This is a genomic window from Streptococcus sp. 2741 (assembly GCF_013276315.1).
Classification (GTDB): domain Bacteria; phylum Bacillota; class Bacilli; order Lactobacillales; family Streptococcaceae; genus Streptococcus; species Streptococcus pseudopneumoniae.
Genome location: NZ_VMKU01000122.1, coordinates 1 through 17123 on the forward strand (window position 1 = coordinate 1; position 17123 = coordinate 17123).

14 protein-coding genes are annotated in these 17123 nt (G+C 42.5%); 12 read left to right on the top strand and 2 right to left on the bottom strand.

The features are described from left to right. Positions 1-298: 298 nt before the first annotated feature. Positions 299-1267 (bottom strand): NAD(P)/FAD-dependent oxidoreductase, encoded by a 969-nt coding sequence (locus HT671_RS10075; protein WP_138703107.1) that lies wholly within the window; start codon positions 1265-1267, stop codon positions 299-301. 146 nt (positions 1268-1413) lie between these two features. Between HT671_RS10075 and cdaA the strand changes: the two genes are divergently transcribed. The 8 genes from cdaA to HT671_RS10115 all read left to right on the top strand — a co-directional run bounded on the left by cdaA (position 1414) and on the right by HT671_RS10115 (position 9820). After that, complete coding sequence (gene cdaA / locus HT671_RS10080) at positions 1414-2271, top strand: diadenylate cyclase CdaA (protein WP_001011065.1); 858 nt, start codon at positions 1414-1416, stop codon at positions 2269-2271. Beyond that, entirely contained in the window at positions 2258-3037 is a 780-nt protein-coding gene (locus HT671_RS10085) for a CdaR family protein (RefSeq protein ID WP_000742288.1), read from the top strand. The genes cdaA and HT671_RS10085 overlap by 14 nt, the downstream gene beginning before the upstream one ends. A 24-nt stretch (positions 3038-3061) precedes the next feature. Continuing rightward, positions 3062-4414, top strand: coding sequence for a phosphoglucosamine mutase (gene glmM / locus HT671_RS10090; RefSeq protein WP_100104670.1), 1353 nt, complete (start codon positions 3062-3064; stop codon positions 4412-4414). 73 nt (positions 4415-4487) lie between these two features. After that, entirely contained in the window at positions 4488-4862 is a 375-nt protein-coding gene (locus tag HT671_RS10095) for a DUF1149 family protein (protein ID WP_001050094.1), read from the top strand. A gap of 1 nt (position 4863) precedes the next feature. After that, a complete protein-coding gene (locus HT671_RS10100) occupies positions 4864-5712 on the top strand; it encodes a DegV family protein (protein WP_023933188.1) in 849 nt (282 codons plus the stop codon). 276 nt (positions 5713-5988) lie between these two features. Next, on the top strand, positions 5989-6756 hold the full coding sequence (gene dapB, locus HT671_RS10105; RefSeq protein ID WP_138703108.1) for a 4-hydroxy-tetrahydrodipicolinate reductase: 768 nt from the start codon (positions 5989-5991) through the stop codon (positions 6754-6756). Then, the gene (locus tag HT671_RS10110; RefSeq protein WP_138703109.1) at positions 6753-7952 is read left to right on the top strand and encodes a CCA tRNA nucleotidyltransferase; all 1200 of its coding nucleotides are present in this window, start codon (positions 6753-6755) and stop codon (positions 7950-7952) included. Before dapB ends, HT671_RS10110 begins: the two co-directional genes overlap by 4 nt. Then, complete coding sequence (locus HT671_RS10115; protein ID WP_138703110.1) at positions 7949-9820, top strand: ABC-F family ATP-binding cassette domain-containing protein; 1872 nt, start codon at positions 7949-7951, stop codon at positions 9818-9820. The genes HT671_RS10110 and HT671_RS10115 overlap by 4 nt, the downstream gene beginning before the upstream one ends. Before the next feature lie 36 nt (positions 9821-9856). Here the strand turns inward: HT671_RS10115 and mntE are convergent, their stop codons facing one another. Further along, positions 9857-11041, bottom strand: a complete 1185-nt coding sequence (gene mntE / locus HT671_RS10120) for a CDF family manganese efflux transporter MntE (protein WP_138703111.1) — start codon at positions 11039-11041, stop codon at positions 9857-9859. A gap of 303 nt (positions 11042-11344) precedes the next feature. On the opposite strand from mntE, the gene HT671_RS10125 reads away from it, so the two are divergent. The 4 genes from HT671_RS10125 (at position 11345) to HT671_RS10140 (ending at position 17071) form a co-directional block, all read left to right on the top strand. Beyond that, complete coding sequence (locus HT671_RS10125) at positions 11345-14041, top strand: cation-translocating P-type ATPase (protein WP_172923151.1); 2697 nt, start codon at positions 11345-11347, stop codon at positions 14039-14041. Between the two features lie 12 nt (positions 14042-14053). Further along, positions 14054-14851: a glutathione-dependent disulfide-bond oxidoreductase gene (yghU, locus tag HT671_RS10130; protein WP_138703113.1), complete on the top strand. Its 798-nt coding sequence runs from the start codon at positions 14054-14056 to the stop codon at positions 14849-14851. A gap of 202 nt (positions 14852-15053) precedes the next feature. After that, positions 15054-15464 (top strand): peptide deformylase, encoded by a 411-nt coding sequence (locus HT671_RS10135; RefSeq protein WP_050207907.1) that lies wholly within the window; start codon positions 15054-15056, stop codon positions 15462-15464. An 11-nt stretch (positions 15465-15475) separates the two neighbouring features. Then, a complete protein-coding gene (locus HT671_RS10140; protein WP_119948177.1) occupies positions 15476-17071 on the top strand; it encodes a hypothetical protein in 1596 nt (531 codons plus the stop codon). Positions 17072-17123: the final 52 nt, after the last annotated feature.

Consider the following 17123-nt stretch of genomic DNA (forward strand, 5'->3'; position numbering starts at 1 on the left):
TAAGTGATAAAGTCGGGAAAGCGCTTTCTATTATTAGTATACGTCAAAAAAAGAAAAAAACAAGTCTATTTATTTATTTTTTTATATGGTATAATAGAATAGTTGGAGAGTTTTTATATAGCTTTAAAAGGCTGATATGAATACTTTGTATAATCTAATGATTCTTCAAAAAATTTCTTATTCAAACAAGAGCAAAGAGAAGGTGGGCTGCATATCAGAAGTTAGATGTATTTCTGTCTAACTTTTGAGGTGTAGTTCATTTTAAAACCACGAATCCTATGTGACTCGTGGTTCTTTTTTATAAACTAGTAGAGTGTTTTGGTTGTACTTTTTGCTCAGGGTCGATGTAGTTGATAGCATTATTGACAGCAGTTGGAGCTTCTCCGAGACCTGTCGCAATCAAGTCAATTTTTCCGTCATAGTAGCAGCAGTCACCGATAGCATAGATACCTGCTTGGCTGGATTCCTGTTTGCTGTTGACGATAATCTTGTGGCGGTTGAGGTCGAGCCCCCAGCTTTTGAGGTTACCGACAGAAGATTTGAAACCATAGTTGATAAAAAGGTGGTCTAGGTCAATCGTTTCGGTTTCATCAGATTTAACTTTTGTGATTTCAAGTTTATCAAGCGTTTTTCCATCTCCAAGGAGTTGGCTAGGGACGAATGGTGTCTTGATGGTTACAGATGATTCTTGCAAGGCTTGGACACTGTGTTCTAAGGCGCGGAAATTATCTCTGCGGTGGACAAGGGTAGTTGGCGCAATTTTTTCAAAAGCTAAAGCCCAATCCACAGCTGAGTCTCCTCCACCAAGAATCGTCACTTTCTTACCAGCATATTGCTGGATGTTGGAAACGTGGTAGTGGATATTTTCATAGCCTTCAACGCCTTCTAGTTCCAGAGGACGTGGTTTGAAGGCACCGCCACCCATAGCGATGATAACAGTTTTAGACAGGCGACTTCCTTTAGAAGTTGTGATGGCAAAGCCTTCTTCTTGTTTTTCAATCTCAAGAACCGTTTCATTGAGATGAATAGGGGTATCAAAGCCATTTAATTGCTCGATTAGACGGTTAGTCAACTCTTCTCCAGTCAGGTTTGGGAAACCTGGGACGTCTAGGATTTCCTTTTCAGGGTAGAGAATAGCAGGTTGTCCACCTAGCTGGGGAAGAGAGTCGATGATTTGGACCTTGGCTTGGCGTAGGTGGGCATAAAAGGCTGCAAAAAGCCCGACAGGACCACCACCTACAATGGTAATATCATAGAGTTGAGACATGGTTTCTCCTTTGTTTTTTCTAGTCAGTTTATTGTATCATATTTTTGCTCAATGTAAAATGGACTAGGATAGGGAAAAAAATGCCAGAAAAATGCCAGAAAATGGTATAATAGGACGAAAGTGTTTTGATAGGGAGGATATCAGGGATGAATTTTCAACAATTATCCAATCTGCAATATTGGACCAGTTTGTTTGCAAGTCCATGGACGATAGCTATCAATCTGATTGATATTTTGATTGTTGCTTATATTTTATACCATTTTACAAAAGCTATTGCAGGAACCAAGATTATGATTTTGGTACGTGGAGTTTTGGTGTTTATTTTAGCTCAAATCCTTGCAAATATGATTGGTTTGACTACGATTTCTTGGTTAATCAATCAAATTATTACTTATGGGGTTATTGCGGCGGTTGTTATCTTCTCTCCAGAGATTCGGACTGGTTTGGAACGTTTGGGAAGAGCGACAGATTTCTTTTCCAATGCCCCTATTAGTGCTGAGGAACAGATGATTCGTGCTTTTGTTAAGTCTGTTGAATACATGAGTCCTCGTAAAATCGGGGCCTTGGTTGCTATTCAGCGTGTACGTACCTTGCAGGAGTATATTTCGACAGGAATTCCCTTGGATGCTAAGATTTCTGCAGAACTTCTCATTAACATTTTTATTCCCAACACTCCCCTACATGATGGTGCGGTGATTATCAAAGAAGAACGTATTGCTGTGACGTCTGCCTATCTGCCCTTGACAAAAAACACAGGGATTTCCAAGGAATTTGGGACCAGACACCGGGCGGCTATCGGTTTATCAGAAGTCTCAGATGCCTTGACTTTTGTCGTATCAGAGGAAACGGGAGGAATTTCGATAACCTATAATGGAAGCTTTAAGCACAACCTAACACTTGATGAATTTGAAACAGAATTACGTGAAATCTTACTTCCAAAAGAGGAAGCGGGTCTTAGTTTTAAAGAACGATTGCTAGGAGGATGGAAACATGAAAAAAAATAGTTTATATATCATATCCTCACTCTTTTTTGCTTGTGTCTTATTTGTCTATGCTACGGCGACGAATTTTCAAAACAGTACCAGTGCTAGGCAGGTAAAAACGGAAACCTATACGAATACAGTAACAAATGTTCCTATTGACATACGCTATAATAGTGATGAGTATTTTATTAGCGGTTTTGCTTCAGAAGTCTCAGTGGTCTTGACTGGTGCAAATCGCCTATCGCTAGCTAGTGAAATGCAAGAAAGCACACGTAAATTCAAGGTTACTGCTGACCTAACAGATGCCAGTGTTGGAACGATTGAAGTTCCTTTGAGCATTGAAGATTTACCCAATGGGCTGACCGCTGTGGCGACTCCGCAAAAAATTACAGTCAAGATTGGGAAGAAGGCTCAGAAGGATAAGGTAAAGGTTGTACCAGAGATTGACCCTAGTCAAATTGATAGTCGGGTACAGATTGAAAATGTCACGGTGTCAGATGAAGAAGTGTCGATTACGAGTGATCAAGAGACATTGGATAGAATTGATAAGATTATCGCTGTCTTGCCAACTAGCGAACACATAACAGGTAATTACAGTGGTTCAGTACCTTTGCAGGCAATCGACCGCAATGGTGTTGTCTTACCGACAGTTATCACTCCCTTTGATACAACAATGAAGGTAACTACAAAACCAGCAGCACCAAGTTCAAGCACATCAAATTCAACTACAAGCAGTTCATCGGAGACATCTTCGTCAACGAAAGCAACTAGTTCAAAAACGAATTAAAAATAGAAAAAGGATTTTATAAAAATGGGTAAATATTTTGGGACTGATGGAGTCCGTGGAGAAGCTAATGTGGAACTTACTCCAGAATTAGCTTTTAAGCTCGGACGTTTTGGAGGCTATGTTCTTAGTCAACATGAAACGGAAGCACCGAAAGTCTTTATAGGACGTGACACACGTATTTCAGGGGAAATGCTAGAATCTGCCTTGGTAGCTGGTCTTCTATCTGTAGGAATTCACGTATACAAACTAGGTGTTCTGGCGACACCAGCAGTAGCTTACTTGGTAAAAACTGAGGGAGCAAGCGCCGGTGTCATGATTTCTGCTAGCCACAACCCAGCCCTTGATAATGGAATCAAGTTCTTTGGCGGTGATGGCTTCAAACTAGATGACGAAAAAGAAGCAGAAATTGAAGCCTTGCTAGATGCTGCGGAAGACACTCTTCCTCGTCCAAGTGCAGAAGGCTTGGGAACTTTGGTAGATTATCCAGAAGGCTTGCGTAAGTATGAAGGCTACCTTGTTTCAACTGGAACTCCTCTTGAAGGAATGAAGGTTGCCTTGGATACAGCTAATGGTGCAGCTTCTACAAGTGCCCGTCAAATCTTTGCAGACCTTGGTGCTCAGTTGACTGTTATAGGGGAAACACCAGATGGTCTTAACATCAACCTTAATGTTGGTTCAACCCACCCAGAAACCCTTCAAGAAGTGGTCAAAGAAAGCGGCTCAGCTATTGGTTTGGCCTTTGATGGAGACAGTGACCGTTTGATTGCTGTTGATGAAAATGGCGACATCGTCGATGGTGACAAGATTATGTACATCATTGGGAAATACCTTTCTGAAAAAGGACAATTGGCTCAAAATACAATTGTGACAACTGTTATGTCTAACCTTGGTTTCCACAAGGCCTTGGATCGCGAAGGTATTAACAAGGTAGTCACTGCAGTTGGCGACCGCTACGTTGTTGAAGAAATGCGAAAATCAGGCTACAACCTCGGTGGTGAACAATCTGGGCACGTTATCTTGATGGACTACAATACAACAGGTGATGGTCAATTATCCGCTGTCCAATTGACAAAAATCATGAAGGAAACTGGTAAGAGCTTGTCAGAGTTGGCAGCAGAAGTAACCATCTATCCACAAAAATTAGTCAATATCCGAGTGGAAAATGCCGTGAAGGAAAAGGCTATGGAAGTGCCAGCTATCAAGGCTATCATCGAGAAGATGGAAGAAGAAATGGCAGGGAATGGTCGTATCTTAGTACGCCCAAGTGGAACAGAGCCCCTCTTGCGTGTTATGGCAGAAGCGCCTACCACAGAAGAAGTTGACTACTATGTTGATACCATCGCAGACGTAGTTCGAGCTGAAATTGGGATGGACTAAAACTTAGAAAACTAGATGAAAATAAAAAATTATGGTACAATAGCTTATAATATTGTAGCCGAGGGAGAAAGATATGAATCTTAAACGTGAACAAGAATTTGTTAGTCAGTATCATTTTGATGCGCGTAATTTTGAATGGGAAAATGAAAATGGAGCTCCTGAAACTAAGGTGGATGTGAACTTCCAATTGCTCCAACATAATCAAGAAAATCAAGTGACTTCCTTGATTGTCATCTTGACATTTATGATTGTATTTGATAAGTTTGTCATCAGTGGAACCATTTCACAGGTAAATCATATCGATGGCCGTATTGTCAATGAACCAAGTGAATTGAGCCAAGAAGAAGTGGAAACTTTGGCTCGTCCATGTTTGAATATGCTCAACCGTTTGACTTACGAAGTAACTGAAATTGCATTAGACTTACCAGGAATCAATTTGGAGTTCTAATATGAAACTAGCTGTTATCACAGATTCTTCTGCCTATCTCAGTGCAGAGACCTTGCAAAGAGAAGATTTGTATGTCTTGGATATTCCTGTCAATATTGATGGTGAGGAGTATGTCGAAGGCATCAATCTGACTGCTGAGGAATTTTACCCAAAAATGGCTCAGGCTTCTGAATTGCCTAAGACCAGTCAACCAAGTATTGCCAAGTTAGATGAGATCTTAACTTCGCTCAAAGAACAAGGTTATACACATGCCTTGGGGCTGTTCCTATCTTCTGGAATTTCAGGTTTTTACCAAAATATTCAGTATATGGTGGATGACTATGAAGGTTTAACCATTGCTTTCCCAGACACTTTGATTACAAGCGCTCCCCTAGGCATCATGGTTGAAAGCGTCTTTAACTGGCGAGATCAGGGCGATGATTTTGCTATCATTCAGGATAAGCTAGCTATTCAAATCAGCCGTACGTCAGCTTTTATCATGGTAGATGACCTGGATCATTTGGTAAAAGGTGGGCGCCTTTCAAATGGGGCTGCCATTTTGGGCAATTTGCTTAGCATTAAGCCAATCCTTTATTTTAACGATCAAGGTGTGATTGAAGTTTACGAAAAAGTTCGTACGGAAAAGAAAGCAACCAAGCGCTTGATTGAAATCATCAAGGAAACAACGGCTTCAGGCCAATATCGGGTCATTGTCATTCATGGGAATGCTCCTGAAAAGGCTGAAGAATTGCGTCAGCACTTGATTGAATCTGGATTAAGTTCAGATGTTTCGCTTGCTACATTCGGTAGTGTCATTGGAACCCACCTAGGAGCAGGAAGTATTGCTCTGGGTTATATTCCAGTGATTTAGTTGGCACTTTTAGGCTAGTTAAGATGCCTTGTATCTTAGCAATTGAACACGGACTACCTGCCTCTTGAAAAAAGATGCCTGTCTTGCCTTTCGTGGCAAGTCAGCGTCATTCCCTATTTTTCATGGGCAGCTAAGGTCCTTTGTATCTTGATAATTGAACACGCCTGGGACCCTGTGTGAAAAAGATAGTTCTTCCAAGGAGTAGACACTTCTTGATCAGAATTCCTATTTTCACTTTGTGTTCTTACAGGCCTTGTATCTTAGACAGGAGTAGAGATGAGTATTCGAGTAATTATTGCTGGTTTTAAGGGAAAGATGGGGCAAGCTGCTTGTCAGATGGTCTTGGCTGATCCAGACTTGGATTTGGTAGCAGTTTTGGATCCCTTTGAGTCTGAATCAGAATGGCAGGGAATTCCTGTTTTCAAGGATAAGACTGATTTAGCAGGCTTTGAAGCGGATGTCTGGGTAGACTTTACTACACCAGCTGTTGCCTATGAAAATACACGTTTTGCTCTTGAAAATGGCTTTGCTCCAGTAGTTGGAACGACTGGTTTCACGAGTGAAGAAATTACAGAGCTAAAAGTATTTTCTCGTGCCCAAGATTTGGGTGGCTTGATCGCTCCAAATTTTGCCTTGGGTGCTGTCTTGCTTATGCAATTTGCAAGGCAGGCTGCTAAATATTTCCCCAATGTGGAGATTATCGAGCTCCATCATGACAAGAAAAAGGATGCTCCGAGTGGAACAGCTATTAAAACGGCTGAGTTAATGGCAGAAGTTCGAGAGTCTATTCAGCAAGGTGCGCCTGATGAGGAAGAATTGATTGCAGGTGCCCGTGGTGCTGACTTTGATGGCATGCGGATTCACTCAGTTCGTTTACCAGGCTTGGTAGCCCATCAGGAAGTCATCTTTGGCAATCAGGGAGAAGGATTGACGCTCCGTCATGACTCCTATGATCGCAGCTCCTTCATGACAGGGGTGAATTTGGGAATTAAAGAAGTTGTCAAGCGTCATGAGCTTGTCTATGGATTAGAACGCTTATTATGAGATTAACGCAAATGCCTTCTGAATTTCAGAAGGCTTTACCAGTATTAGAAAAAATTAAAGAAGCAGGTTTTGAGGCCTATTTTGTTGGAGGTTCTGTTCGAGATGCCCTTCTCAATCGCCCTATCCATGATGTGGATATTGCGACGTCTTCTTATCCAGAAGAGACCAAGCAGATTTTTCCGCGAACAGCCGATATCGGAATCGAGCATGGAACCGTCTTGGTCTTAGATGGGGATGAGGAGTATGAGGTAACCACCTTTCGGACAGAGGATGTCTATGTGGACTATCGCAGACCCAGTGCGGTTTCTTTTGTTCGCTCGCTAGAAGAAGACCTTAAGCGCCGTGATTTTACAGTCAATGCCTTTGCCTTGGACGAGACAGGGGAAATCATTGACTTGTTTCATGGTTTAGAAGATTTGGAAAAGCAAGTCTTACGAGCGGTTGGAGTGGCTAGTGAGCGTTTCAACGAAGATGCTCTACGAATTATGCGTGGTTTCCGTTTTCAGGCTAGTCTTGGCTTTGAACTTGAGCCAGAAACCTTTAAAGCTATGAAGACATTGACGCCACTTTTGGAGAAAATTTCTGTGGAGCGTACCTTCGTTGAGTTTGATAAACTCTTGCTGGCTCCATTTTGGAGAAGGGGCTTGGCTTCCATGATTGAGAGTCAAGCTTATGACTATCTCCCTAATCTGGCATCTAGCCAAGACAAACTTAACAGACTGTTTGATTTAGAGACTGATTTCACCTTTGAATCTTCAGAGCAAGCTTGGGCGGCTCTACTGTGGGCTTTGGAGATTGAAAATGCGCAGCCATTTTTGAAAGCTTGGAAGACCTCACGTCAGTTTGCCAAGCAAGTTCAGGATTTGCTGACTATTTTGGCTTTGCGTGAAAAGGGAGAATTGAGCAAGCGCGATTGTTATCGCTTTGACTTGGAGTTGCTTTTACAGGCTGAAAATCTTCGTCAGACCCAGGGAAAACCAGTCAACCCACAAGTCATAACAGAAACCTATCAGAGTTTGACCATTCATGACAAGAAAGAAATTCAGATTAATGGTGGCATTTTGATCAAGGAATATGGTTATCAGCCCGGACCAGACTTGGGAGAGATTTTAACAGAGATTGAGTATGCCATTGTCGATGGAGAATTGGAAAATGACCGTCAAGCCATCCATGCTTACCTGAGGGAGAAAAAATGAGTGATTTTATTGTTGAAAAACTAAGTAAATCCGTCGGTGACAAGACCGTTTTTAAGGATATTTCCTTTATCATCCATGACCTAGACAGAATTGGTTTGATTGGTGTCAATGGAACAGGGAAGACCACCCTTTTAGATGTTCTTTCTGGCGTTTCTGGCTTTGATGGGGATGTCAGTCCCTTTTCGGCTAAGAATGATTACCAGATTGGTTATTTGACTCAAGATCCTGATTTTGATGATAGCAAGACGGTCTTGGATACGGTTCTTTCCAGCGACCTCAAGGAAATCCAGCTCATTCGTGAGTATGAGTTGATCATGCTCAACTACAGTGAGGACAAGCAGGCTCGTTTGGAACGGGTCATGGCTGAAATGGACTCTCTCCAAGCTTGGGAAATCGAGAGTCAGGTCAAGACTGTTCTCAGCAAGCTGGGGATTCAGGACTTATCTACTCCTGTTGGGGAATTGTCAGGTGGTCTAAGAAGACGGGTCCAGTTGGCGCAAGTTCTTCTTGGTAATCACGACCTCTTGCTGCTGGACGAGCCGACCAACCATCTGGATATTGCGACTATTGAGTGGCTGACCCTCTTTTTGAAAAATTCTAAGAAGACGGTTCTCTTTATCACCCATGATCGCTATTTCTTGGACGCTTTGTCAACTCGGATTTTCGAATTGGATCGCGCAAGCTTGACCGAATATCAGGGCAATTATCAGGACTATGTTCGCCTAAAGGCGGAACAGGATGAGCGTGACGCAGCTCTTCTCCACAAAAAAGAACAACTTTATAAGCAAGAATTGGCCTGGATGCGCAGACAACCGCAGGCGCGTGCAACCAAGCAGCAGGCTCGTATCAATCGTTTCCATGATCTGAAAAAGGATGTTTCAGTAGGCGTTGCTGAGACAGACTTGACCATGAATTTTGAGACTAGTCGGATTGGGAAAAAAGTCATCGAGTTTCAGGATGTTTCCTTCGCCTATGAAAACAAGCCTATTTTGCAAGATTTTAATCTCTTAGTTCAGGCCAAAGACCGTATTGGAATTGTTGGGGACAACGGTGTTGGAAAATCAACCCTGCTCAACCTGATTGCAGGCAGTCTTGAGCCGACAGCAGGACAAGTTGTGATAGGGGAAACTGTTCGCATCGCCTATTTCTCTCAGCAAATTGAGGGCTTGGATGAAAGCAAGCGAGTGATCAATTATCTACAGGAAGTGGCAGAAGAGGTCAAAACCAGCGGTGGTTCTACGACTTCGATTGCAGAGTTGCTGGAGCAGTTCCTTTTCCCACGTTCGACGCATGGAACCTTGATTGAGAAATTGTCTGGGGGAGAGAAAAAACGTCTTTATCTCCTCAAATTGCTTTTGGAAAAACCAAATGTTCTCCTTTTGGACGAGCCGACCAATGATTTGGACATTGCAACCTTAACAGTTTTGGAGAATTTCTTGCAAGGCTTTGCTGGTCCAGTTTTGACTGTTAGTCACGACCGCTATTTCTTGGATAAGGTAGCGACCAAGATTCTGGCTTTTGAAGATGGCAAGATTCGTCCTTTCTTTGGTCATTATACCGACTATCTTGATGAAAAAGCCTTTGAAACAGAGATGGTCAATCAAGTGCAAAAGGCCGAAAAGGAAAAAGTGGTCAAGGTTCGAGAAGACAAGAAACGCATGACCTACCAAGAAAAGCAGGAGTGGGCAAGCATTGAAGGCGATATTGAAGCCTTGGAAAATCGTATCGCTGCTATTGAAGAGGAAATGCAGGCCAATGGTTCTGACTTTGGCAAACTAGCTACTCTTCAAAAAGAACTAGATGAGAAAAACGAAGCACTCCTTGAAAAATACGAACGCTATGAGTATCTCAGTGACTTTGATAGCTAGAAGAATAGAAAAATCCCGTCTCATGACAGGATTTCTCTATTCTTTTTTGGTTTCCTGGTGGAAGACATTTTGCCAAGTTTCATGGCGACGCCAGATACTGGTATGGACAATTCCGTCCAATTTATAGCAGATGAGTTTGGTCTTTTGACTGATGGAAGTGATTTGGATGTCCTTGATAGCTGAATTCAAGTCTTTTTCGGCTTTATAAGCCTCTTTATCCATCTGTTCTCCATCCTGACGAATATAGACAAAATCATCAGCTAAGAGTTCTTCCAGTTGATTTCCTTGGTCAATCAATTGTTCACGCATGAGCAATTTTTTATAGACATTGTCTAAAATTTCATCCTCAGGGATAGGCGCTGGCTCAATATGGACATCGGTATCAAAAACCCCAAAACGTTCTTCCAGCATAGACTCGACCTGATCCGCGATTTCATGACTCTCAAAAACAGACAGGTCAGGGTTCATCTCTAGCGTAATATCAAGGTAGATATTGCTACCGTAGGTACGACCTCTTTGCGATTTGACCTTGCTGATTTTGGGAATTTCCATGATAGCCTTTTGATAGTCCTCAAGCAGACGGTCGTCAAAGCCATCCGAAAGACTAAAGGAAGACTCGATAAAGATATCATAGGCAGTCTTCAAGATAAAGAAAGTGATGATAATGGCAACCAGTTTATCCACAATGGGATAATTGAAACTACTAGCTAGGATGGCAATGGTGGTTCCAAGTGAGGTAACAGCGTCAGAAAGATTGTCCTTGGCGGCAGCCTTTAGTGCCTTGGAGTTAGATTTCTTACTGAGGCGAGTATTGTAGAGATAGACCACAAACATGATCGCTGCAGACATAATTCCTAGAGTTGCACCCAGAGAATCAATGACCGTTTCTTCCCGACTGAGAATCTTTTGAATGGTATCCCTTAGAACATCAAAGCCAACATAGAACATGATGATGGAAGTGATTAAGCTAGCCAAATCCTCAATCTTCCAGTGGCCAAAACGGTGGTCTCGGTCAGCAGGCTGGCGTGCCATCCTGATTCCAATCAAGAGGGCCACATTTCCAATGATGTCCGACACGTTGTTGAAACCATCGGCCACCAAACTGGATGAATGAAGAAGATGGCCAGTAGCCAATTTCGCTGCAGACAAGAGCAGGTAGGTTGAAATACTGATAATGGCACCACGTTCAGCTAACTTGAGATTTGAGATAGATTGCTTCATTCAACTTCCTTTCTAGTCATATAGCATTCTACCATTATACTGGTTTTCAAGGGAAAATTCAAATAAGGTAGTTTTTACTCTTTTAAAACTCCCCAAAATTTGGTATAATGGTACTACTCAAGGGAGTAGCTGGCAGAAACCTGTGATAGTGTCGTCATTCCGAATTTTATGCTGAAAAGTATGCTTTCCGGCCCTATCTTAAACAGCGAGACTTGTTATGATTAACAGGTCTCTTTTTGTTTGTCGTGAAAAGATATGACAGAAAGAGAGTCTGTTTTGCACACAATGTCAAGGAGGAGACACATGTCAAAAGAACAAAAACGCCAAGCGTTTTATACTCAGAGCCCTGAAGAGGTCTTGCAGGCTATGGATGCGACCGAGCAAGGTTTGTCATCAAGTGAGGCGGAAAAGCGCCTTGCCGAATTTGGGCACAATGAACTCGAAGAAGGCGAGAAACGATCAATCTTGGTCAAATTCATCGAGCAATTTAAGGATTTGATGATTATCATCCTAGTTGCGGCAGCAATCTTGTCAGTCGTGACTTCTGGTGGGGAAGATATCGCAGATGCCATTATCATCCTAGCTGTGGTTATCATCAACGCTGCCTTTGGTGTTTACCAAGAAGGAAAAGCTGAAGAAGCTATTGAAGCCCTCAAATCCATGTCTAGTCCAGCTGCCCGCGTTCTTCGTGATGGACACATGGCAGAGATTGACTCTAAAGAATTGGTACCAGGCGATATCGTTGCCCTTGAAGCAGGTGACGTGGTACCAGCGGACCTACGTTTGCTAGAAGCCAACTCTCTTAAAATTGAAGAAGCAGCCTTGACGGGTGAATCTGTACCAGTCGAAAAAGACTTGTCAGTCGAGCTTGCGACAGATGCTGGTATTGGTGACCGTGTCAACATGGCCTTCCAAAACTCAAACGTAACCTATGGTCGTGGGATGGGTGTTGTTGTCAATACAGGTATGTACACTGAAGTTGGTCATATTGCTGGTATGCTTCAAGATGCGGATGAGACTGATACACCACTCAAACAAAACTTGAACAACCTTTCTAAGGTCTTGACCTATGCTATCTTGGTCATTGCCCTTGTTACTTTTGTAGTGGGTGTCTTCATTCAAGGGAAAAATCCACTTGGTGAGTTGTTGACTTCTGTTGCCCTTGCCGTTGCAGCCATTCCAGAAGGACTTCCTGCTATCGTTACCATCGTTCTTTCTCTTGGTACTCAAGTTTTGGCCAAACGACATTCCATCGTTCGTAAGTTGCCAGCAGTTGAAACACTTGGTTCAACTGAAATCATCGCTTCTGATAAGACTGGTACGCTGACTATGAACAAGATGACAGTCGAAAAAGTCTTCTACGATGCGGTTCTACATGACTCAGCTGATGATATTGAACTAGGTCTTGAAATGCCACTACTTCGTTCAGTTGTCTTGGCTAATGATACGAAAATCGATGTGGAAGGTAACTTGATTGGTGACCCAACCGAAACAGCCTTTATCCAATATGCCTTGGACAAGGGCTATGATGTCAAAGGTTTCTTAGAGAAATATCCTCGTGTAGCTGAATTGCCATTTGACTCTAACCGTAAGCTCATGTCAACAGTTCACCCATTGCCAGATGGTCGTTTCCTTGTAGCAGTCAAGGGTGCGCCAGACCAACTCTTAAAACGTTGTCTTCTTCGTGATAAGGCTGGGGATATTGCTCCGATTGATGAGAAGGTTACAAATCTCATTCATACAAACAATTCTGAAATGGCTCATCAAGCCTTGCGTGTCCTTGCAGGTGCTTATAAGATTATCGATAGTATTCCAGAAAATCTCACTTCTGAAGAACTTGAAAATGATTTAATTTTTACTGGTTTGATTGGGATGATTGACCCTGAACGTCCTGAAGCCGCTGAGGCTGTTCGTGTGGCTAAGGAAGCGGGAATCCGTCCAATTATGATTACAGGTGACCACCAAGACACAGCGGAAGCCATTGCCAAACGTTTGGGAATCATTGACGCAAACGATACAGAAGGTCACGTTTTAACTGGTGCTGAACTCAATGAACTGTCAGATGAAGAATTTGAAAAAGTCGTTGGTCAATACTCTGTTTATGCCCGTGTGTCTCCAGAACACAAGGTTCGTATCGTCAAGGCTTGGCAAAAACAAGGTAAAGTCGTTGCCATGACAGGTGACGGTGTCAATGACGCGCCAGCTCTGAAAACAGCCGATATCGGTATCGGTATGGGAATCACTGGTACAGAGGTTTCTAAGGGGGCTTCTGATATGATTCTTGCAGATGATAACTTTGCGACTATTATCGTCGCAGTGGAAGAAGGACGTAAGGTCTTCTCAAACATTCAAAAGACTATTCAGTACCTACTTTCTGCTAATACTGCTGAAGTATTAACCATCTTCCTATCAACCTTGTTTGGTTGGGATGTCTTGCAGCCGGTTCATCTTTTGTGGATCAACTTGGTAACGGATACCTTCCCAGCTATCGCTCTTGGTGTTGAACCTGCGGAGCCTGGTGTCATGAATCATAAACCACGTGGACGCAAGGCAAGCTTCTTCTCAGGTGGTGTTTTGAGTTCTATCATTTATCAAGGTGTACTCCAAGCAGCTCTTGTTATGAGTGTTTATGGCCTTGCGATTGCTTACCCAGTTCATGTGGGTGACAATCATGCTATTCATGCAGATGCCCTAACGATGGCCTTTGCAACCCTTGGTTTGATTCAGCTCTTCCATGCCTACAATGTCAAGTCTGTCTACCAATCCATCTTGACAGTTGGCCCATTCAAGTCTAAGACCTTTAACTGGTCCATCTTGGTATCCTTTATCCTTCTCATGGCAACAATCGTTGTAGAACCGCTTGAAGGAATCTTCCACGTAACCAAACTAGACTTGTCACAATGGGGAATTGTTATGGCTGGAAGCTTCTCAATGATTATCATCGTCGAAATCGTTAAGTTTATTCAACGCAAACTCGGTTTTGACAAGAATGCGATTTAAGGGAGGTTTCGGATGTCAGCATATCAATTACCGACCGTATGGCAGGATGAAGCTAGTAATCAAGGAGCTTTTACGGGGCTAAACAGACCAACAGCAGGTGCCCGTTTCGAACAAAACTTGCCAAAAGGAGAACAAGCTTTTCAGCTTTATTCACTGGGAACACCAAATGGTGTGAAGGTTACTATCTTATTGGAAGAATTACTAGAAGCTGGTTTTAAGGAAGCGGCTTACGACTTGTATAAGATTGCTATCATGGATGGGGATCAATTCGGCTCAGACTTTGTGAAGCTCAATCCAAATTCCAAGATTCCAGCCTTATTGGACCAGTCAGGTACTGAAAACGTAAGAGTCTTTGAGTCTGCTCATATTCTTCTTTACCTTGCTGAGAAATTTGGAGCCTTTTTACCAAGTAATCCTGTGGAAAAGGTAGAAGTTTTGAATTGGCTATTCTGGCAAGCAGGTGCAGCACCTTTTCTAGGTGGGGGATTTGGACATTTCTTCAATTATGCTCCTGAAAAATTGGAATATCCTATTAACCGTTTTACGATGGAAGTGAAACGCCAGTTGGATTTATTGGATAAGGAATTGGCTCAGAAACCTTATATTGCAGGCAATGACTATACGATTGCAGATATTGCCATCTGGTCTTGGTATGGACAGTTAGTTCAAGGAAAACTTTACCAAGGTTCTGCAAAATTCTTGGATGCCTCAAGTTACCAGAATTTAGTAAAATGGGCAGAAAAAATTGCCAATCGTCCAGCTGTTAAGCGTGGGATGGAAGTAATTTATAAAGAAATTAATACTCTTTGAAAATCTCTTCAAACCNNAAAACAGTGTTTTGAGCAACCTGTGGCTAGCTTCCTAGTTTGCTTTTTGATTTTCATTGAGTATAAGTAGCAAAAAAGTCATCTTCGGATGGCTTTTTGCTACAGTTGAGGGAAAGGGCTTGCAGTTATCGGCTTTTGTGCTATAATTGTTATAATATAGTAAAAAACAAGAGGAGTGTGAGGAAGTGGAAAAGAAAATTGTAAAAGATATTTTGTTTTTATCTCAGGTATCTCAGCCGGCAAGTCAGGAAGACCTTTATCTTGCCAGAGATTTGCAGGATACACTCTTAGCAAATCGTGAGACCTGCATTGGTCTAGCTGCCAATATGATTGGGGTGCAAAAGCGCGTGATTATCTTTAATCTTGGCTTGGTTCCCGTGGTCATGTTTAACCCAGTGCTTCTGTCCTTTGAAGGATCCTATGAGGCAGAAGAAGGCTGTTTGTCCTTGGTAGGTGTGAGATCAACTAAGCGTTATGAAAGCATAACGGTGTCCTATCGAGACATTAAGTGGCAGGAACAGACCATTACCTTGACAGGCTTCCCAGCTCAGATTTGCCAGCATGAGTTGGATCACTTGGAAGGACGAATCATTTAGGAGGAAAGCAAATGAAACGAATAGTCTTTGAACTTATTTTTATCGCAACGACCTGGTATATCTTTTTACCGCCCCTTAACCTGACCAGCTGGGAATTTCTCTTTTTCCTCTGTGGGCATTTGCTGCTTGTAGCAATCTTATTTGGCTTTGGCAAGGGGATAAACCTTGTCAAAACGGTTCATGTGCGCCACGGCAAGGCGGAAGCTGCCTTAAATCTTGAGGGTTTCAAAATCAATCGGTTAGGGAAAATCCTGTTAGCTTCGATTGGAGGAATTCTTCTCTTGGCAGCTTTGGTTTCCTTGGTAACTTCCAGCATGTTTCAGGCTAAAAATTATGCCAATGTAGTCACGGTTACGGAAAAAGACTTTACTGAATTTCCTAAGAGTGACACCAGTAAGGTTCCTATCCTAGATAGAAGTACTGCTGAAAAAATTGGAGACCGCTACTTGGGTTCCCTAACCGATAAGGTGTCGCAATACGTAGCGGCAGATACCTATACCCAATTGACAATTGATGGGAAACCTTATCGGGTCACACCACTAGAATATGCAGACCCTATCAAATGGTTTAACAATCAAGCCAAGGGAATCGGTGAGTATATCAAGGTGGACATGGTAACTGGAAATGCGGATTTGGTGGACTTGAAGACACCAATCAAGTATTCAGACTCGGAGTATTTTAACCGTGATGTCAAACGTCACCTGCGCTTGAAGTACCCGACCAAAATCTTTAAAACTCCATCTTTTGAGGTGGACGATGAGGGCAATCCTTTCTATGTAGCAACGGTTTACCAAAAGCAATTTGGACTTGCGGTTCCTCGTCCTGCTTCAGTCATTATCTTGGATGCTACAAATGGAGAAACCAAGGAATACAGCTTATCAGATGTTCCAGAATGGGTGGATAGGATCTATCCAGCAGAGGAAACCATTGAGCAAATCAACTACAACGGCAAGTACAAGGACGGTTTCTTGAATGCCATGATTTCCAAGAAAAACGTGACCCAGACTACCAATGGCTATAATTACTTGTCTATCGGTAATGACATCTATCTCTACACAGGTGTGACGTCGGCTAATGCGGATGAGAGTAATCTTGGTTTCATCCTTGAAAATATGCGAACAGGAGAAATTACTAAGTATAGCTTGGCTTCTGCGACAGAAGAATCAGCCCGTGAATCAGCAGAAGGTGCTGTTCAGGAGAAATCCTACAAAGCAACCTTCCCAATCCTCATCAACCTCAATGACAAGCCTTTCTACATCATGGGTTTGAAGGACAATGCTGGCTTGGTCAAAGAGTATGCTCTAGTAGACGCAGTCGAGTACCAAAATGTTATCGTAGCTACTACAGTGGAAGAGATGCTCAGCAAGTATGCCAATAAAAACGACCTTGAAATTGACAATGCAACGACAGAAAGCATCAAGGGAGTAGTAGCAGACCTCAAATCAGCTGTTATCAAGGGCGACACCGTCTACTTCTTTAAAGTTGATGGCAAGATTTACAAGGTTAAGGCCTCAGTATCAGATGACCTTCCTTACCTTGAAAATGGTAGAACCTTCGAAGGTCAAGTAGGAAAAGACAGCTATCTCAAGACCTTTAAAGTACAGTAATACTCTGCGAAAATCTCTTTAAACCACGTCAACTTTATCTGCAACCTCAAAG